The organism is Gammaproteobacteria bacterium, assembly GCA_019748175.1.
GTDB lineage: Bacteria > Pseudomonadota > Gammaproteobacteria > JAIEPX01 > JAIEPX01 > JAIEPX01.
The window spans coordinates 20169-41135 of the sequence record JAIEPX010000027.1 but is presented as its reverse complement, the minus strand read 5'-3'; the positions used below and the strand labels follow the sequence as shown (position 1 = coordinate 41135).

15 protein-coding genes are annotated in these 20967 nt (G+C 39.5%); 3 read left to right on the top strand and 12 right to left on the bottom strand.

The features are described 5' to 3' along the window. Positions 1-191: 191 nt before the first annotated feature. The 3 genes from K2X50_09940 to mpl all read right to left on the bottom strand — a co-directional run bounded on the left by K2X50_09940 (position 192) and on the right by mpl (position 2755). A complete protein-coding gene (locus K2X50_09940) occupies positions 192-509 on the bottom strand; it encodes a hypothetical protein (protein MBX9587562.1) in 318 nt (105 codons plus the stop codon). Positions 510-666: 157 nt separating this feature from the next. Then, positions 667-1278, bottom strand: coding sequence for a UbiX family flavin prenyltransferase (locus tag K2X50_09935; protein MBX9587561.1), 612 nt, complete (start codon positions 1276-1278; stop codon positions 667-669). A gap of 124 nt (positions 1279-1402) precedes the next feature. Beyond that, positions 1403-2755, bottom strand: a complete 1353-nt coding sequence (gene mpl, locus K2X50_09930; protein MBX9587560.1) for a UDP-N-acetylmuramate:L-alanyl-gamma-D-glutamyl-meso-diaminopimelate ligase — start codon at positions 2753-2755, stop codon at positions 1403-1405. A 115-nt stretch (positions 2756-2870) separates the two neighbouring features. Between mpl and K2X50_09925 the strand changes: the two genes are divergently transcribed. Then, positions 2871-4139 carry a 6-phosphofructokinase gene (locus tag K2X50_09925; protein ID MBX9587559.1) on the top strand — a complete coding sequence of 423 codons (1269 nt, stop codon included), beginning with the start codon at positions 2871-2873 and terminating at the stop codon, positions 4137-4139. Between the two features lie 48 nt (positions 4140-4187). Continuing rightward, on the top strand, positions 4188-5498 hold the full coding sequence (locus K2X50_09920) for a sodium-dependent transporter (GenBank protein MBX9587558.1): 1311 nt from the start codon (positions 4188-4190) through the stop codon (positions 5496-5498). A 7-nt stretch (positions 5499-5505) separates the two neighbouring features. Here K2X50_09920 and K2X50_09915 read toward each other — a convergent pair whose 3' ends face one another. The 6 genes from K2X50_09915 to lptF all read right to left on the bottom strand — a co-directional run bounded on the left by K2X50_09915 (position 5506) and on the right by lptF (position 12370). Further along, positions 5506-6699: a tyrosine transporter gene (locus tag K2X50_09915; GenBank protein MBX9587557.1), complete on the bottom strand. Its 1194-nt coding sequence runs from the start codon at positions 6697-6699 to the stop codon at positions 5506-5508. 6 nt (positions 6700-6705) lie between these two features. Then, positions 6706-8112: a type I glutamate--ammonia ligase gene (glnA, locus tag K2X50_09910; protein MBX9587556.1), complete on the bottom strand. Its 1407-nt coding sequence runs from the start codon at positions 8110-8112 to the stop codon at positions 6706-6708. A gap of 188 nt (positions 8113-8300) precedes the next feature. Continuing rightward, positions 8301-8729 (bottom strand): hypothetical protein, encoded by a 429-nt coding sequence (locus K2X50_09905; GenBank protein ID MBX9587555.1) that lies wholly within the window; start codon positions 8727-8729, stop codon positions 8301-8303. A gap of 134 nt (positions 8730-8863) precedes the next feature. Next, a complete protein-coding gene (locus K2X50_09900; GenBank protein MBX9587554.1) occupies positions 8864-10174 on the bottom strand; it encodes an MFS transporter in 1311 nt (436 codons plus the stop codon). Between the two features lie 28 nt (positions 10175-10202). Next, entirely contained in the window at positions 10203-11267 is a 1065-nt protein-coding gene (gene lptG / locus K2X50_09895) for an LPS export ABC transporter permease LptG (GenBank protein MBX9587553.1), read from the bottom strand. Continuing rightward, positions 11264-12370 (bottom strand): LPS export ABC transporter permease LptF, encoded by a 1107-nt coding sequence (gene lptF, locus K2X50_09890; protein MBX9587552.1) that lies wholly within the window; start codon positions 12368-12370, stop codon positions 11264-11266. Before lptF ends, lptG begins: the two co-directional genes overlap by 4 nt. Before the next feature lie 213 nt (positions 12371-12583). On the opposite strand from lptF, the gene K2X50_09885 reads away from it, so the two are divergent. Beyond that, positions 12584-15373 (top strand): valine--tRNA ligase, encoded by a 2790-nt coding sequence (locus tag K2X50_09885; GenBank protein ID MBX9587551.1) that lies wholly within the window; start codon positions 12584-12586, stop codon positions 15371-15373. Here the strand turns inward: K2X50_09885 and K2X50_09880 are convergent. From K2X50_09880 to K2X50_09870, 3 genes are all read right to left on the bottom strand, one after another. Next, positions 15356-19768: a hypothetical protein gene (locus K2X50_09880; protein ID MBX9587550.1), complete on the bottom strand. Its 4413-nt coding sequence runs from the start codon at positions 19766-19768 to the stop codon at positions 15356-15358. The genes K2X50_09885 and K2X50_09880 overlap by 18 nt on opposite strands. A gap of 199 nt (positions 19769-19967) precedes the next feature. Further along, positions 19968-20396: a hypothetical protein gene (locus K2X50_09875; GenBank protein ID MBX9587549.1), complete on the bottom strand. Its 429-nt coding sequence runs from the start codon at positions 20394-20396 to the stop codon at positions 19968-19970. Beyond that, entirely contained in the window at positions 20393-20815 is a 423-nt protein-coding gene (locus K2X50_09870; protein MBX9587548.1) for a hypothetical protein, read from the bottom strand. Before K2X50_09870 ends, K2X50_09875 begins: the two co-directional genes overlap by 4 nt. Positions 20816-20967 lie beyond the last annotated feature (152 nt).

Sequence of the window (20967 nt, the reverse complement as noted above, 5' to 3'; positions counted from 1 at the left end):
CGGTGAAATGTCAATTATTTCTATGAAGATTCCACATTTTTGCTCCAAAAAATGAGGCCATAAAACCCTTAAAATTATTACAATTTAATATATAACATACTGCGACAACTGACAGCTGAAAATGACTTCACCTTACTCCTCTGGACTAGACTTCGTATAAAGCAATACTTAAAAAAATACGAATCTATTGCTTATCCCTTAGGTGCAGGGCTAAAGTTCTCAAGTAAAGTTTGTTGCTCCAAATGTACACAAATTGATGCTACTTGGTCATATGCTGAGTGGATGGCTTTTTTAGCTTTTAAGCGCTCACTATCAGAATCTAATTTAAAAACCAATAAATTCATAGCCGTCGAATAATCAAACGTACTTTTATCAGTTATCCCTGAAACAGACAAAGAGGTAGACTGCATTTTTTTTATTTTATCGATAATATTAGGTCTATTTTTTTCAAAATGCATAAAAACATAAAGAATGTTTTTAATTGAGCGAGCAATACCTAATTTAATCATATCCGGCTTTAAATATGAAGATAAGGGCTCCATAATAGCGTCAATAGCTTTAGAAATAAATTTATCATCTGTTGTCTGAAAAAAAAATAAACTCCTTAGAATGTTTCATTGGCACTCCGATACTTTATTAATAAAATAATATATTGTTCGTTATAATTTAACTTGCTCCCCAAGCAGGCAGCAAATCCTGCTCAATCCCCAGAGTATTCAAAATTCGAGCCACCACAAAATCAACCAGCTCATCAATACTCTTAGGCTGATGATAAAATCCAGGTGAAGCCGGCATAATGACCGTATTTAAGCGAACTAATTTCAACATATTCTCTAGATGAATTGCAGATAAAGGCATTTCGCGAGGCACTAAAATGAGTTTGCGCTGCTCTTTAATCACTACATCAGCGGCTCGTTCGATTAGATTATTACTCAATCCATTCGCAATCGCTGCCAATGTCCCACTGCTGCAAGGACACACTATCATTCCATCAACATAAGCGGATCCACTCGCAATCGGCGCAGTCCACTCCTGTGCAGAAAAAACATCGAATTGATTCGCATCAACCGAAAAACGCTGCTGAATAAATTCTTTGAGCAAAGAAGATTGTCCGGGAATATTTAAATTTTCTTCGTGAATTGCAACAGCTCGCGCTGCTTCAGAAACCAATAAATAAATATGATGTCCGGACTTTAATAAACATTCTAATAAACGAAGCCCGTAACGAAATCCTGACGCGCCTGTTATTGCTAATGTCAGCGTTAATTTTTTACTCATTATATTTACCTATTTAAGCGTAGTCATCGCGAGCGAAGCGTGGTGATCCAAGATATTTCTCTGGTTGGCCATGCTTCGCTAGGGATGACTTGATCAGAAAGCTCACTATTATTAAACAACCTTCCTATGAAGGATTAATTCCTAGTGCACGGACAATCGCTGCAGCATCTTGATTGGATAACACTAAAATTACATCACCAGAATTCACATTTTCTTTTACGGCTTGTGCAAGATTAGGTAAATCTTCACAGACTGTTGCAGGACAATCGACTGCATCTGCTAATGCAGACACATTCCATTCCACTGTAGAAGGTGCTAGAAAAAAGGCTCCATCTACATCTGCAAATACGTCAGTTAAAGTATTTTGATGATGCCCTGTTCGCATCGTGTACGAACCAAAATCCACCACGGTAAAAATTCGAGTGGATCCTAAATTGGCACGCGCACCCGCTAGTGTTGTTTTAATTGCTGTCGGATGATGAGCAAAATCGTCATAGACTTTCACACCAGACACTTCGCCTCTAAAATGCATACGACGCGCCACACCTTCAAATGTTGCTAATGCTGAAACGGCTTTGCTTGGTTCAACACCCGCATGCACTGCAGCTGCAATAGCAGCCAATGCATTTTCAACATTATGTTGGCCAATTAATTTCCAGTGAACTTTTCCAATTAATTTTTCTTTATGATAAACAGAAAATTGACTTCCATCTCTTGAAACATCACGGGCATGCCAATCACCATTTTCTCCGCCAAATTTTACAACACTACTCCAACATCCTCGCACTAAAACATTAGCACAATTATTATCTGTTGCATTCGAAATAATTTGACCTTTACTCGGAATGGTTCGTACTAAATAATGAAATTGTCTTCTAATGGCTTCTAAATTTTCATAGATATCAGCGTGATCAAATTCGATATTATTCATGATTAAAGTTTTAGGGCGATAGTGAATAAATTTCGGGCGCTTATCAAAAAATGCGCTGTCATATTCATCCGCTTCAATTACAAAAAATGGACTGTCTGTCAAACGTGCGGTAACACCAAAATTATGAGGCTCTCCACCAATCAAAAATCCTGGATTTAGTCCCGCGCTTTCTAAAATCCATGACACTAGACTCGTTGTAGTTGTTTTTCCGTGCGTGCCACTCACAGCAATGACCCATTTCGACTCTAAAATATGTTCCGCCATCCATTGCGGCCCTGAAGTATAAGGCAGTCCTGAATCTAATAACGCTTCTACAACAGGATATCCTCGTGACATCACATTCCCAACGACCACGCAATCTGCTGTTTTATCCAGCAAATTGGCATCGTAGCCTTCTTGCAAAGGTATTCCTACCTCCACCAACTGCCGTGCCAACTCCGAGTGAATATTCTTATCAAGACCAATGACATCATGACCCAGCTGCTTTGCCATCAAAGCCAAACCGCTCATAAACTTACCGCAAGCCCCTAAAATTTGAATCCTCATAGCTTTATCCTCATTGTTACTTAGCCGTATAGTATCAAAGATAAAAACGCGACGCTATTTTCTTTCCGGGCAGGCTGATATAATCCGGCCTTATTTTTATGACAAGGCAGTGAGTATGGCTGGAAACAACGTCTTTTATGCACAATCAGGTGGCGCAACAGCTGTGATTAATGCGTCAGCGTGCGGGGTAATCGAAACTGCACGAAAGCACTCAGATCAATTGGGCAAGGTCTATGTTGGGAGAAATGGTATTTTAGGCGCATTACGCGAAGAACTGATCGACACTAGCCAAGAATCGCCCGAAGCAATTTCGGCTCTACGTTACACTCCATCCAGCGCCTTTGGATCTTGCCGTTATAAACTCAAAGGTCTAGAGGAAAATCGCGCTGAATATGAACGCTTGATCGAAGTATTTCAAACACACAACATTGGTTATTTTTTCTACAACGGCGGCGGAGATTCTCAAGATACTTCCCACAAAGTGTCACAAATGGCTCAAAAAATGGGCGTTCCTTTAACATGCATCGGAATTCCAAAAACCGTCGATAACGATTTACCTTTTACAGACAACTCTCCGGGATTTGGTTCTGTCGCAAAATACGTGGCAGTATCAATTCTCGAAGCCGGATTAGATGTCGCTGGTATGGCAGCCACTTCAACAAAAGTATTTATTATGGAAGTGATGGGTAGACATACGGGATGGATTGCGGCGTCAGCAGGGCTTGCAAGTGAAAAAGAAAACGAGCCACCGCATATTATTTTATTTCCTGAAGTTCATTTTAATCCTGAACATTTTCTTCTACGCGTCGATGAATGCGTAAAAAGTTACGGCTACTGTGTGATCGCTGTTTCTGAAGGTGTTCGCAATCAGGAGGGACAATTTTTAGCTGAATCAGGATTACGTGATGCATTCGGGCACGCTCAACTCGGTGGCGTTGCACCCACAATTGCACAATTAATTAAATCTTCACTCGGTTATAAATATCACTGGGCCGTTGCAGATTATTTACAACGAGCCGCGCGACATATTGCCTCTAAAACCGATGTTGAACAAGCGTATGCATTAGGACAAGCTGCTGTTGAAGAAGCGTTGAAAGGAACAAACGGCGTGATGCTTACACTGGAACGTATCAGTGACACCCCTTATCAATGGAAAATTGGCACCGCTCCGCTAGAAAAAGTCGCCAACGTTGAAAAAGGATTACCTCGCGAATTTATCAGTGAAAATGGAATGCATATTACACCTGAATGCCGACGTTATTTACAGCCATTAATTTTAGGCGAAGATTACCCACCCTATCGCAATGGAGTTCCTGATTATGTTCGCTTGAAAAACAGTCTCATTGGGAAAAAACTCGAGTCTTTATTCAGTATGGGTGGCTGAAGTGTTAAAACTAAGCTACAAATTAAAACTGGTCTTTGAGTAAATATTATGGCTCGTTCACAATGGTCTTCTCCACTTTCTTTTATTATTGTTTCCACGGCAGCGATGGTAGGCCTCGGCAATATTTGGCACTTTTCTACATTAGTAGGAATGAATGGTGGAGGCGCATTTGTTTTAGTGTATTTATTGTTTGTTTTTCTGCTGGGAATTCCCATGATGGCTAGCGAAATTTTAATCGGTAGGCGCAGCGTGAGAAATCCTGTCGATGCTTTTCGCACTACAGCTATTCAAAGTTTACACAGCCCAAAATGGTCACTAGCCGGTGGCTTACAAATCATCACGGGCCTTTTAATTCTTACTTATTTCTGTGTGCTTTCGGGCTGGATTTTACATTATATTTTTCTTGCAGCACGTAACAAATTTGAAAATATTTCCATTGAAGGGGCAAGCCAAGCTTTCACACAACTTTTAAACGCACCGATTAATATGGCATTTTGGGATACATTATTTATTATTGCGATGGTTTGCACCATAAGTCTTCACATCAGAAAACGATTAGAAAAAGTTATTATTGTTGCGCTGCTCGCAATGCTAACGCTAGTCATCACTTTAATTGTTTACGCCTTTGAAACATCAAGTTTCGCAGAAGGTCTCAATTATTTATTTCAACCCGACTTCAGTAAACTTAGCGCTCGAAGTGTATTAATAGCATTGGGACAGGCTTTTTTCAGCCTAGGCATTGGCACCGGCATCATGCTAACCTATGGCACTTATGTAACTAAAGAAACATCCATTTTAAAATCCTGTACTATCATTGCAATCAGTGATTGCGTGATTGCTCTTCTCGCAGGGATGGCAATTTTCCCCCTGATTTTCGCCAACAATCTTTCGCCCAATCAAGGTTTTAGTTTAATTTTTCAGACACTTCCCGTTGCATTTGGACATATGCCATTCGGCCATCTATTCGGCACACTCTTTTTTATTATGCTTGAAATTACGACTTTTATTTCTGCCATCGCTCTGCTTATGCCAACTGTAATTTTTTGTCGCGAAGCCTTACTCTGGAGGCGAACAAAGTCCGCTATTGTAGCTGGAATTCTAGTATGGATCGTCAGTATGGGAGTCATTAGTTTCAATTTATTTGAGTTTATCGATTTCCTCACCGCAGATATCATGTTGCCCATTGGCGGATTATTAGTCGCAATCATGACGGGTTGGATGATGTTTAGAAAAGATACATCAGATGAATTAGGTGTAAATCCACGTGGACTTGCATTTAGAAGCTGGCGTTTAGCCGTTCGTTTTGTCGCACCCGTTGCAATATTATTAATTTTCTGTCATCTATTAGGACTTTTTTAATTTCATTTTAAATATTTACTATCATTTGCATCACTATAATCAACAAGGAAAAGAGCATAATAATTGCCATACCCAATTTCCCACCAGGAGCTAAATATAATTCAGGCAATCTTTTATTTCTTCCTGACCAAGCCATAGCAGCCGGCAATAGTCCATGTAATATAGCAACGAAGACACCCGCATAACTCAGCGCCAAAATAAACCCTTTAGTAAAAAATAGTGCGTAAGTTAATGGCGGAACAAAAGTTAAAATGGTGCTTAAAAATTTACCCAGAGCTGTTCGCGGAATTTTCAATCCATCAGTTAAAAAATCAAACAATGCTAAAGAAATTCCAATAAAAGAGGTTGAGATAGCAAAGAAAATAAAAAATTCAATAATCATCACCAAAGAAGTATTATGTGATAATGCAGCCAAGGTAGAGGCAATTTTTGTAGCCGGTTGCCCACTGTGTTGAATCACCTCTAAACTCATCGGACCATTCGTAGGAATTGTTCCAAACACTACTAAATCCCAGAATATATAGACGACTAAAGTAATAAAACTTCCTAGTAAAATGATTTTCACAAGATTATTTACAGCCCCAGATAAATATAATCGCATACTGGGTATCACAACATGATATCCAAATGCCGTACTTAAAATAGGAAAAGCGTACAATAAAGACAATGGTTTACCAGGCAACAAGTAAGACATATTAATGTGCGGAATTGTGAAAAAAACCATTAGGAAATACGTTGCAATCAAACCCGCAAATAACAATCGATTTAACCGATCTACCGCACGAGTACCAAAATAAATAGCAACACTCGCCACCGCCATCCAAGGCAGAGGTTTAATCCAAGACTGTAAATCACTATGAACTACTGAGGAATAAGCACTTTCAACTAAATCACCTCCACCCGACAAATACGCTGCCATCAATGAATACAGTAGCAACAAATAAGTACTCCAGGCGACAATTTCGCCGGGTTTACCCAGTGTCAGCTTCGCCATTGAAATAAAATTAGATTCTGAAGGTAAATAAAGATTGACTTCAAGCACATACAAACCTGTCAATGCCATCGCCAACCAAAAAATAATGAGCGCACCGCAGGAACCAATAAATCCACCACTCGCCATCGCCACAGGCAGCGCTAACATTCCTGCACCTATACAAGTGCCTGCAATAATTAATGTTCCACCAGTTGTTTTATTAATCACAAATAATTACACACTATAATACATATCAAATTCTACGGGATGCGGAATTGTACGTAATCGATTGATTTCTAGAACTTTTAATTGTCCATACCCTTCTAATAAATCTTTAGTAAACACATCGCCAACGAACAGAAACTCGCTGTCTTCTTTCAGAGCTTGCAATGCCTCTTCTAATGTTCCTGCAATTCGAGCTCGATTGCGTGATTCAATGGATGTTAATTTAAACATGTCTTCATCAAGAGGATCACCCGGGTTAATTTTTCGTTCGATTCCATCTAATCCCGCCAATAACATGGCAGAGAATGCCAAATAAGGATTAGCAGCAGGATCGGGAAATCGGACTTCGATTCGAGCATCTTGTGGTTGTGCAACATGAGGAATTCGAATGGCAGCAGAACGATTTCGTGCAGAATACCCTAAAACTACTGGAGCCTCATAGCCTGGTACCAATCGTTTATAACTATTTGTTGTGGGATTTGTAAAGACATTCAAAGCTCTCGCGTGTTTGATAATTCCGCCGATAAAATGGAGAGCGGTTTCAGATAAACCACTATAGGCATTACCTGAAAATAAATTTTTACCATCCTTACTTAAAGAAATATGACAATGCATACCACTGCCATTATCACCTGCCATGGGCTTAGGCATAAATGTTGCCGTACGACCAAATTGATGCGCCACATTATGAACCACATATTTTAATGTCTGCAAATTATCCGCCATCTTTAACAAATTCGCATAACGAATATTAATTTCTTGTTGGCACGGTGCCACTTCATGATGATGCCTTTCAACTTGAATACCAAGATCTTCCAACACTAAACAAATAGCAGAACGTAAATCCTGCGTGGAATCAACCGGAGGAACAGGAAAATAACCTCCTTTAATTTTAGGGCGATGACCTGAATTACCACCATCATACACTTTTGATGTATTCCAAGAAGCTTCATCAGCATCCATATGAGAAAAGACATGATCCATGTCCAGTTTCCAACGAGAATCTCTAAAGATAAAAAATTCGGCTTCTGGACCAAAATAACACGTATCAGCGATTCCAGTTTGTTGCAAATAGGATTCAGCTTTTTTTGCAACTGCACGAGGACATCGTTCATAACCTTTCATGGTGAGTGGATCTAATACATCACATGTCATTGATATCGTAGGGCGATCAAAAAACGGATCTTTTTTCGCAGTAGAAGCATCTGGCATTAAAACCATATCGGAAGAATGAATGCTTTTCCATCCGGCGATAGAAGAACCATCAAACATTGCCCCATCAGAAAATAAAGCTTCATTGACTTTATTCGTTGACATCGTCAAATGCTGCTCTTTTCCACGACTATCCGTAAAACGCAGATCAACAAATGCAATTTTTTCCTTTGCAATTAAATCAAGAACAGTTGAAATTGACATATTTGGCACTCCAGACAAATTCGACACCGATATTCAGAAAGCATTTTGATTCAAATTAAACGCTAATGCAACAACGATGAAGATAGAAATCGGGAGTGAAGAGACTTAGGAGAGGAGGGACTATCGGGGAGGCAACTCCCGCTGAAAACAGCGAGAGTTGCTTCGTGCCCAAACTTACTTTTGAACGATTACTCAGAAGCTGGAGCTGATGACTCGTCAGATTTTGGTTGATCTGAACTATTAGAGTCAGCAGGTTTGCTTTCTTGAGCATCTTTTCCATCTTTACCGTCTTTGCCATCTTTTCCATCTTTGCCATCTTTTGGAGCTTCAGTTGAAGCTTTCTTTGCTTTAGCATGATGCTTTTTGTGCTTAACATGTTTTTTAGCTTTTGGCTTTGCAGCTTCAGCGGGTTTAGCAGGAGCAGCTGCTTCTGGAGCAACTTCTTTCTCAACCTTAACATGATGCACAGCACCACGAGGATGAACAACATGATGATGCACAACTTCAGTGCTCACTGCAGGAGCTTCGTTCACACCTTCATTGGTAGGAACTTCGCTGCAACCTGCAACGAATAAGCCAGCAGACAGCAATAAAACATAGGATATTGAATTTTTCATAGAAAATCTCCGTTAAATTAAAATTAACTCCGTTGAATAAACAACTGACTTTTTTCAACAATTCCTAGATAAACCAGGAAAAGCTAAGTGTCGCTTAGTAACCACAACCACAAAAATTGCGTAAGGAAGCATACCTACTTCCAATTGAGTTTACAATATGTTTCCTTAACAAAAAATGTGGAAATAAAACCTAAGGCCAAGCATATTGGCAACGCCAATACGGCATAACGATAAGCTTCAACTGAATACACTGGAACACCTCCAATACTCGTACCATCCCACTGCAAATCAAGGAACCAACCAATCAAAGGTTGAAATGCCGCAGCAATAATGATTGATGCCATATTCGCAAATGCAAGTGACGTTCCTGAAACTCTTCGTTCGTTAATTTCCCCAGCTAAAGCATAGGATACACCAACACCCGTATTGGCAAGACCATACAAAAACATCAGTAAAAAGAGCATAGATAATGAAAGATTAGGCCAGTATAAAGCTGCAGTCATCGTGATGAAACTGAAAAAAGCAGAGCCGTACATAACGGGTTTACGGCGTTCAATTCGATCAGATAACAATCCCACTAAGGGGCCACCTAAAGCCCAACCTAAAAAAATACAGCTAACTGCTTCTGCAGCATGAATTTTATCAAAGCCATTGTTATGCTGAACATACGTTGTCCCCCAAAATTCCGCGAATGCTCCTGTAGGAGCATAAATTAATCCAACATAAATTCCATTAAACCAACTCTGAGGATTTTTAAGTACGCGCCCTAAAGCTTCTCTAAATGAAAGATGAGCTTGCTTTTCATGTGAAGAATGTTCTGTATGATGAGCACTCGTTTTATCTCTGACAATTAACCCGATTAATACTGCTATAAAAATTAAAAAACCACCAATTAACCACATCGTGTAACGCCATCCTAATCCAACAACGAGAATGGAAAGAGGACCTGCACCAATTGCAGCACCGAGCATTCCTAATGCTTGAGTAAAACCGGCTAATAAACCAAAACGTGTCGGACTAAACCACATCGTCGCTAATTTTAACGCACCAACAAATGCAAACGATGCACCAAAACCCATTAAAAAACGACCTAACTGTGCAACAAAAAGCCCAGGAGACATTGCAAATGTGATACAACCAATCCCCGTTAGCGCTGCCATTCCACTTAATAATTTTCTCGAACTATATCGATCAACCAACATACCAACAGGCATTTGCATAATAATATAGGGCCAAAGGAACATACTCGATAATGCACCCAACATAAGCGCAGTGACATGAAATTCCTGAGACAATTCCGGAACAACAACACCCGGTGCAACTCGACCTAAATATTCTGAAAAGAAAAATGCAGCACCTAACCCCCAAATTAACCAGGGATAAAACCGATGCTGAGTTTTAGTCTGCTCTACTATTTGTTGATCGGTCAATTCTATACTCCTCATGACATTCTCCTACCGACACTTAATCGAATTAAGATCTCGAATAAATCAAATAACCACCCAACGCTCCAAAAACTATCACGGGCATCACCGCTGCCAAAACAGGTGGCACTTGATACACCAAACTCATCGGACCTAAAAACTGATTCAGCATATAAAATACAAATCCCACTGTAATTCCCGCAACAATCCGCACACCCATGGTCACGCTACGTAACGGTCCGTCAACTATAGGCACTGCTAAAATAATCATTACTAATGTAGCGAAAGGCAGCATTAATCTTCGCCAAAAAGCAAATTCAAATGGCCCTACATCTTGCCCGCTGATCTTGCGAAAATGCACATTATTATAGAGTTGTGGTAATGATTGTTGAGAAGGCTCCGTATCGATTAACCCCATCATACGTGGGTCTAATTTTAAATTCCATACTTGTTGATCATAGAATTCTCTGTTTACTCGCTCGGGTTCAAAATGACTTTGCTGTACGTGATGAAATTGCCAACTACCATTTCGAAATTCACCTCGTTCAGCAAAACTCGCTAGTCGTAATTCATGATTTTGATCAAAATAATATCGCGTTACACCAAACCATTGGTCTCCGCTTGCGATAGTTTTGATATGAATAAAATTCATCCCATCTCTCACCCAAGTGCCATGATCCGTTTTTAATGTGTTACCACGACTCAAAGCATGCGATTTAATTGTTGTAGCCATATCACAGGCATACGGTGCAATAGATTCTCCCGGAATTATTATCACTGCAATAAGTAAAATTGCGGAGAGCAAAACAGAACGTGTAATTTGCCACATTGACAAACCAGCTGAATGTAAAATAATCAATTCGTTTCGTGACGCTAATCGTCCCAAACCAATAATACTGCCAATTAATGCAGCGACTGGGAATAGTTGATACACTTTTGACAACAACATTAAAGGAACAACCATAGCCACCAAATAAATTGTATAATCACCCTTTCCAACATCTTTAAGCTGTTGAGCAAGTTCAATAAAACTTTCCACCGTAATTAAAATTAACAAAACCATTAATATCGATTTAATGACATTTTTCCCAATGTATTGACGATAAATAGTCATTGTAAAAACCTCATTCTCCATTTTCTGAAATGACCTGTATATTGTAAAAATAATCCTAAGCCTAATACAAAAATCATTCCGTGTACCCACCACAACCCTATACTAGTAGAAACAACACCGTGCTCCACCCATGATCGACTCACAAATAATAAATCGACATAAACTATATAAATGATAATTCCAGGAAATAATTGAGCAAAACGACCTTGGCGTGGATTCGCTCGACTCAATGGTACAGCGATTAATGTCAATAATAAAACAGATAATGGCATTGAAAATCGCCACTGAAGCTGAGCCGCCGCCAAACGATTAGTATTTCGTTCTCGCCACAATTCCACCGTCGATAAATAATCCTCATCGCGTTTCACTTTGATTTTAGGCGTAGGAAGTCTCACACCATAATGATCAAATGCAACCAATTGAAATGCTTGCTCACCTGGATTTCCTTGATAACGAAATCCTTTTTGAAATTCAACAAATTCCTGCTGAGTCGCAGAATCTTTTACTTGTTTAGCGCTGTGCGCTACCATAACGCCCCACGTGGAAAAATGATTTTTAAGCGGCATTTCTGCTGCAAAAACATTTTCAAGCTGATCACGATTTCGTGACATTTTTTCAGCATAAACGACATAGCGACCCGCAATAAATTGAAATCGACCCGATGTCATTTTTTGCAAAGGTGATGCTGCCACGGCTTCGGCTAATATACGTTCACGATAATAGGTCATTTGAGGTTCAACCCACATCATTAATGCGCCCACAACTAATGTTGTAATGCTAGCTCCAATTAAAGTTGCACCGAGTAATTGAAATCGACTAAAACCAGCACAAAAAAATGCGGTCATTTCATTTGTGGTATATAATCGACCGTAACTGATTAAGACCGCTAAAAAAAATCCGAGGGGCAACAAAAATCCTGCGAGCAACGGCACTTGGATAGACATCATTTGCATCACAGATTTTGCTGTCATACGCCCCATCGCAGCATCACCTAAATATCGAACAAACTGGTTGCAAATTAATATCGCTAACAATATAGCCGTAATGATCAACATGGTGTTGATGATTTCTCGATTTAAATAGCGAACGATGATTCTGGGCACAATTTCTCTCTTCAAATACACTATCCGCCCCTGGCAGGCACCTATCGGCCAATATACCCCGCCACGCTTGATTTGGCTAGTATAAAGGGGTCGGGTCTCCCGTTGGCTATAGGCAAGATTGCCAACGGGAGACCCGATCCCTTTATATTTTACCTGACCCCATTTATCTGGTTATACTACTTTATATAGATAACGTTTATTAAGGTATTTTCCATGGCAGTTAACACATCGGTTGCTCTCGACAAAGCATTCCAACCCGACCAAGCTGAGTCTCGGTGGTATCAAATTTGGGAACAAGAAGGTTATTTTAAACCATCAGGTGATGGAAAATCGTACTGTATTATTCTACCTCCTCCGAATGTTACTGGAACATTGCACATGGGACATGGTTTTCAGGTAAGTCTCATGGATGCCCTCATACGCTATCATCGTATGCAAGGCCGACAAACCCTTTGGCAAGCGGGCACAGATCACGCTGGCATTGCGACTCAAATGGTTGTGGAACGACAACTGGCCAAAGAAAATCTTTCTCGACACGATTTAGGACGCGAAAAATTCATCGAACAAGTCTGGAAATGGAAAGAACATTCGGGCAACACAATCAAACAACAACTCAAACGTATGGGCAGCTCTCTAGACTGGGAGAGAGAATGTTTCACAATGGATGCTTCTGTGGCAGAGGCTGTCGTCACTGTATTCGAAAAACTCTTTGATGAAGGACTCATTTACAGAGGACAACGACTTGTCAACTGGGATCCGGTTTTACACACAGCCATTTCTGATCTTGAAGTAGTCTCTAAAGAACAAGAAGGAAAATTATGGCACATGCGCTACCCCTTTTCTGAAGGTGAAGGCTTCATAGTTGTTGCCACCACACGTCCAGAAACACTTTTGGGAGACGTCGCCGTCGCCGTTCATCCGGATGACGCTCGTTATCAACACTTAATTGGAAAAACGGTTCAATTGCCGTTTACCGGAAGATCAATTCCAATTATTGCTGATAGTGCTGTTGTCCAAGATTTTGGTAGCGGTTGTGTCAAAATAACTCCCGCTCACGATTTTAACGATTACGCGATGGGACAACGACACAATCTCGAACTCATTAATATTTTTACTCACGACGCAAAACTCAATGATAATGCACCAGCAGAATATCGCGGGTTAGATCGATTCGACGCTAGAGAAAAAATTGTTCAAGACTTGGAAAAAGCAGGATTAATTGAAAAAATTGAAAAACATATTTTGCAAATTCCATTTGGCGATCGATCTCATGCCGTGATCGAACCCTATCTTACCTACCAATGGTTTATCAAAACGGAATCGCTTGCAAAACCCGCTATCGATGCAGTGAAAAACGGCGAAATAAAATTCGTCCCTGAAAATTGGCAAAACACGTATTTTAGTTGGATGGAAAATATTCAAGATTGGTGCATCAGTCGACAATTATGGTGGGGACATCGCATTCCTGCATGGTACGACGACCAAGGAAATCATTATGTAGGTAAAGACGAAGCTGCCGTCAGAAAAAAGTATAATCTTGGGGATAATATTTCGCTTAGACAAGATGATGATGTATTAGACACGTGGTTTTCATCTGCACTCTGGCCATTTGTCACTTTAGGTTGGCCAGAGCAAACACCTGAATTAGAAACGTTTTATCCTACAGATGTACTTGTCACCGGTTTTGATATTATCTTTTTCTGGGTGGCACGCATGATTATGTTTGGCCTCAAATTCACCGGAAAAATACCCTTTAAAAAAGTGTATATCACAGGCCTCATTCGCGACAGCGAAGGCCATAAAATGTCAAAATCAAAGGGGAATATCTTAGACCCTATTGATTTAATTGATGGCATTGATCTTGAATCACTGGTGCAAAAACGCACCCGCGGATTGATGCAACCACAGCTTGCCACTGAAATCGAAAAAACTACGCGCAAAGAATTTCCGGAAGGAATTCCTGCATTCGGTACCGATGCACTGCGTTTTACATTTTGCGCTCTCGCTTCAACAGGTCGCGATATTCGATTCGATATGAAACGGGTTGAAGGCTATAGAAATTTCACCAATAAAATTTGGAACGCAGCGCGTTACATCTGTCTTCAATTAGAGCAATCGGATATTGATTTACATTCTGGCGAGGTATTTCAAAATGATGCGAGCCAGTGGATTTTGAGCAGACTTTCTCAGACGATCCAGAAAATAGATCACGCATTTTCCGAATATCGTTTTGACTGGATTGCACAATCATTATATGAGTTTACTTGGAATGAATTCTGCGACTGGTATTTGGAGCTAACTAAACCGACATTATTTTCAAAAGAAGCAAATGAAGCAGAAAAACGTGGTTCTTTGCTCACACTCATTACCGTGCTCGAAAAAATTCTTCTGCTATGTCATCCATTAATGCCGTTTATCACAGAAGAAATTTGGCAAACCATTAAACAATATTTAAATAAAACCACTCCGAGCATTATGCTAGAATCTTACCCACAAGCTGAAGATCAGCATATCAATCCTAAGATTGAATCTGACATCGCGTGGTTGCAAAATATCATTATCGCCATTCGTAATATTCGAGGGGAAATGCAAATTTCACCAGGAAAATCCATCCCTCTACTCCTGCGTCATCCCGATAAAAATACGCAGCCACGTTTTGAACACTATAAACACTACGTACAATTTTTAGCTAAAGTAGATTCTATCACCTGGCTAAACAATGAATCCTCTGCACCTCATGCAGCAACCGCTGTAGTAGAAGAGCTTGAAATCTTAATACCCATGGCAGACCTTATCGATAAACAAGCAGAACTCACTAGACTTCAAAAAGAAGTGATGAAAATTGAAAAAGAGCTAACCAGTTTAAATGGTCGCTTAAATAATGCAAATTTTGTCGATAAAGCCCCGCCAGAAGTTGTACAAAAAGAAAAACTTCGCGCAACAGAGCTCACAGAGACATTAGCGACCTTGCAAAACAAAATGGAATTAATTTCTGAACTGTAATAGCCAGGAGGCATCGGTAGTTGAGTCGGGGCTGCTTGCAGATGCCCCAGCGTGCACTTTCGCTCGTTGCTCAGCTAACGCTTTTATCGTATCAGTCGAATTCTCTTTTGAAAAATGTGCGGTTATTTTTTGAAACTGAGCCTCATCTCTATTTTTTAAATTTAACAGAGCTTGGGAAGATAGTAATTTTTCGACTGCTAAAGGATCTCGTGTTAGTTTCTTCAACAACAATCTATTCTCTGTTTCTAAACTGAAAAACCAATCAAAAAATGGATTGAATTGGTTTGAGAGCCCTTCATCCGCATCAATTAATCGCGCTAATTGCTGCGCATTACAATGAGAAGTACTCAACTTGAAAAATTTATCTTCTGCGCCTATCACTCTAGCAAATAAATCATTCAATGACGCTGCTATTTTTATTGTATGATACAACTTATCATTAGGATCCATGAGCTTGTAATAAATTAAACTTAAGTGTCTAACAAAAGTATATAAGGTATAGAGCACAGCCTCTGTCCTAGAATAGGATCGAGAACCATCAGATACTTGACCACTTCTGTAGTCATCAGAAATCAAATCATGAAATGTCAAATCATAACCCGCAACATCGTCCCTTTCTAATTGATCCAGAAAATCTTGGACCTTTAAATTAACACAAATTCTTTCGGAAAATTTCCTCAATAAATCGATTCGATCATTATACAGAGTAGAAATCGCTTCACCACCACACAAATGATAAAACATGAAAATTCGTGTTTTGCTATCATTCAATGGCACGGAAAAATTCAAGAGAAAATCGCCTCCCGCAACGCGATAAATGCTACCTAAAATTTCAAACACCGTCTCGTGATCAGATGATTGCTCAACAAAATCGATTACAATAGAATCAAACCACGTTGTACAATTCTTAGCACGATCCTCTCGAACATGACCCACGAATAAAGAAGTGATCTCTGCATGCGTTGAAAATAATTGCTGCAATTGCCTCAAATGAGAGAGATCCTTCAACTTACTCGACCGTTTCAGCGCTGCAAAGAATGCTTCAGGTTGAAACTTAAAATAATCAACAACAACTTGACTGATCTCTTTATCAGCCGATAATAATGAATTTAACTGTGTTAGCGTGACATTACTCAGCAGCACTTTCAAAAATTCAGCGTTTTTCACAAGCTCTTTTAATTTGCCACAATATTGTTCTGATGGGAAATGATTTAATAACGTTTTAATCATTAAACCTGTGAATTTTGTAGAGTTACTATTACAATTTCGGGGAACATCTTGAATTCCTAAATCAAACGATTCAAGTTCCTGTGTCATGAGGCTCGCGAGCTTATTAGCATCCAGCGATAACCACAATTTAGCCATTAATGAATCACCTAATATAGGATGTTGAAAGAAAATCGATTTCACAGCGCGTGGATCATTAGTTTCACTAAACAAATGATATAAACTTTCACTATCAGCCAAATGCATATTTCGACTAAAGGTCGCACTTTGAAGGTAGACAGTAACCTGTTGACGTTTTGTAGGATCTGATCGAACTTGGCTAATGAACAGAGATAACATCCTTAAATGCAATGATGAGTCTTGGCACATCCCAAGATTATTGAGAATATTCAGCCCTAATTGTTGAATGAGAGTATCATGCTGAGCACTGATAACATGAGTAGTTGTATTAGGTTCTTTTAAATAAACATAGAATCGCTCATTGAATTCTACGTTATTTAATTGCTCGCATCTTTCCAGCAATTGTTCATCATTTAAAACACAATCAAAGCCCTTGCTATTCGCTTTTAATAATAGCGGCAATTCAACATCCGAGCTAGAGTGCAATAATTTCCGCAGTAACTTCAATTCATGATCTTTATTTAATTGTTCCGTAAAATTTTGAGAAGATAAAAACGCTTTTTTGAGACACCCAACTTTACGATCTTCATCATCTGTATGTCCGCTCTCTAGCCACATGTGCAAATGCGTATAATCAGCGAAATTTATAATTTCTTCTTCACACCAACCCAATAATTGCCTGGCAATTTCTGAGTCTTTCTCTAACACACATACTCTGACGATTAAGTTCGCCCACTCTTGTCGATTCAACGTTTTTCGATTGCAGCGCAGTGCACGCATTAAAATAGCCGGGTCTTTGAGCAGTCTCGCTCTAAGAGGTGAGTCTATAGCATGAGCCTGATGTTCTTTCTCTAAAATCTTTAAGACATCAAAACCACTCACCGTGTAATCCAATAAGCTTTGAATTTTATCTTTATCTAAAGCAAACACAATTGTATGGGTTAATTGATAAAGCATCCAAGCAGCAAAATTGGGTACATTATTAATGAGATAATCCCAGTCTCTGTCTAAGAGCCGACTATTATTGGGATCCAGTAATTTTACAAATGCCAAGCCCCAATTTAGCACTGTTTCTTCAGGACATCGTGAGGATCGAATAAAAAGCAAAACATAGGGCAGACTCGCTTTCTCAGCTAATTCAGCCTGATGTTCTGGATTTTCCCAAACCTGTTGACGCAGAATTGGATCAGAAGAAGCGTTTAACAGCTCTTGCTCGTATTGATTGAGCACCTCTGAAGATACTTCACTAACCGCCAACTTTGCCCTAATCTCATCTTTTTCTTGAATTGTACGAACAGAAATATTGAAAAATTCTGAGAAGAAGTCGTATTTTTTCTTCTCATCACTTAGGACTTTTATTTCTAGAGCTTTTTGCGTTAATTCTTTGTGGCGACCACGTTTTCTTTTATTAATTAAAAGAGTTTTATGTTCAGCTTCTAAAGCAACAATTCGAGCCTCAATCTCAGCAATTTTTAATTTTATGTCCGACCGTATACCTACAGAACGAGATAGCCACTCAACGAGCTGCATAGGTTTGGCATGTTGCAATAATCGAGCAATATTCTTTTCTTTGTGAAAAGTTTCACTACTCAGCAAAAATGATATTGCAGCCAAATGATCGTGAGACTGCAAAAATACATTGATTAGCTCAACACAAACAATAGGATGATTCAAAATCTCGTCCTGAGGAACATTATACAATCTAGATACAGCAAGAAGATGTTTCTCATTGAATTCTGTTGTACCACCATACCCCTGACGAGTCGCTCTCACTCTTTGCAAAACCCATTGAAACATTTTTGAACGAAGACTCTCTATCGAAAAGCTTAAAAATCCTTTTCGACTGAACGCTTCTTGAAGTGAACTATTCTCTAAAAAATTCTTGAATATGATAGGATCAGAAAACAGCTCGATATAGTATTCTTCTGGCATATTTTTTAATACTGTATTTTCTGGGGAAAGCCTCAATACACGAAGCATCGCTTTTTTCTTGATAAGCTGTATACGAACATCAGATTCTTTAGCTGTTTTGCTATTATTCCAGAGCCCTTTTATAGTGTTGCGCAATGCAATATGCCCATTACGAGTCTTTTTCCGATCAGAAGTTTGAATCAGCGCCAGGAATTGTTGGAAATAAAAATTTTCGAGTGCAGCATCGTCAGCAACATATTTATCTTCAGAACTCCCATTTAAAATAACTTCTACCAAGCCACCCATTTTTGATTTTTTTCTCTTATCAAGAATGCTGGCGCCGTAATCACGAAGCAGATTCACCCTGGCGTTGGCAGCTTCTTGAGATTTTGGCTCTACTTCTAAAAGTTTCCGTAACTTTTTATCTTCAAGCACGGCTTTACTCGTAGCATGCCTGATTTCACTAGCAGGATTTTCAGTGAGCTTTTGAAGATTTTCAAACCGTAATTGCTTTCTTAACTCGGAGCCTTTTTTTACAGGCCCATTCCAATATTCTGGATAATGCTCCAGGACTTGTCTAACATGAATCCCTTTCAATCGATCAACGGGAATTTCCAAGGTTTTCTCCGGCCAAAAAAATTGTCGAATTGAAAACCCAAGCCACTCCCAAAATGTTTGATGGAAAATCTTATCGGCAATAATCTGATCTTTAAGCGCAAAAAAAGTGATAGCGCCTGCATCTAAAGAATAATAAATTCGTGGATATTCGAGCGCCTTTGAAATTTTATCCACATTTTGCATCGAGTACAACGCGGACATCATTAATTCTCGAGTATCTGCATGGTTCAAATGCTCAGAAACATCTTCCCATTGTTCTTTTTCAATCAGTAAAAGAAATTCAATTAATTGATCCATCATTCTGAAAGCATCACTTAAGCCTTCTTTACCCGCCTCATAAGATAACTTGAGTTTTTTTAATTTTTTTACTGGATCAGAACATTGACATAATTTTTTGAGCAAATTGTACTGCTGAAAATTTCGATCAAAAAGATTTCTAAAAAATAATCCATCTTTTTCTGCGCGACCAAAAAGTGTTTCGTCGAAATTCTCTCGACGCTCCAGAAATGGACGATGCATACTTTTTCCTCATTTTCTATCGTTTGACGCTTTTGCGAATTCTTTTACTACACGCTGCTCAGTAACGCTGACATTTAGGTATCAGATCTATGATTATTCTCTAGTAATTTGCAGATTATATCAACCTTGTATCTGAAAACGCAGGTAACTTCTTCCAGCATCTGCCACACCCAATGCCCTCTATATTCAGGACTGGATTTTAAAACAAGGAAATGCTTTCTTTAACAGTATTCCACCAAGTCGCTTTAAGTTTTGGGTTGGCGCTCACTTTTTCAGGACCATCAAGAACGATTGCATCATTCAGCACATCAAAAGAAAAGGTAGCACTGACTTTAATGGCTTGAGCCAAATCATCCCCTAAAATAAGGACAGGCGAAATATTAGAAGATTTTAACGAATCAAGAGGGTGGCTCTCGCTACTGCAATGGCCTGCATTTTCAATTGCGCGCCAAAATCCACTGAGTAATTCAACAATTTTTTTATCGCAAAAGCGCGGGTAAATCACACTCAACAACAGATTGTCGGCACGATAAAACTGCATCATATTTGCTAATAACTCAGGTTTTGCACCCGGAAGTGGACGTTTGGCACGCCAAGTTTGTATTCCAATCGCCGATAAAACGGTCATTTCATCATTGCCGGAATGATATAAGCTAAGGCAATGCCAACCCCACCTAATATGAGCGGTTTCTTTAACGACGGCTTTCCCCCACCTAATTTTCGCATCACATTTACCAATAGCCAGAAAAACGCTATCAGAGTGAACAAACGCCCGAATGCGGCCATTGAACCAATCATTACTTCCTTCTGGGTAATCTGGCCATGTTGTACAGCTAAGGGGATAGAATTTGCTGGGGCGTTGAAGGTATGTGGGGCTGGGGTTGGAGCAGGAACGGGCGCTGGCACTGGGGCAACCTGAGGTTGCGGGCTCGTAACTACTGCTCCCCCGCTATTGACCACAGCCTGAGCGGCAAGCACTCCGCGGCAATAAAGACTCAATACGATAATCCCCAAAGAACCCCAAAGGCACTTAAACCGATGCACCATGGCAAATACTCCCTATTAGTAAAAAGAGCAATCTTAACTCATGAATACCATGGTTCTCAAGCGACAAATCCCAATGCCACCCGTAAAAATGCTTACATAAAATACTTTGACTTTCCTACAAAATTTATGATAATATACGAACTTCGTAACTT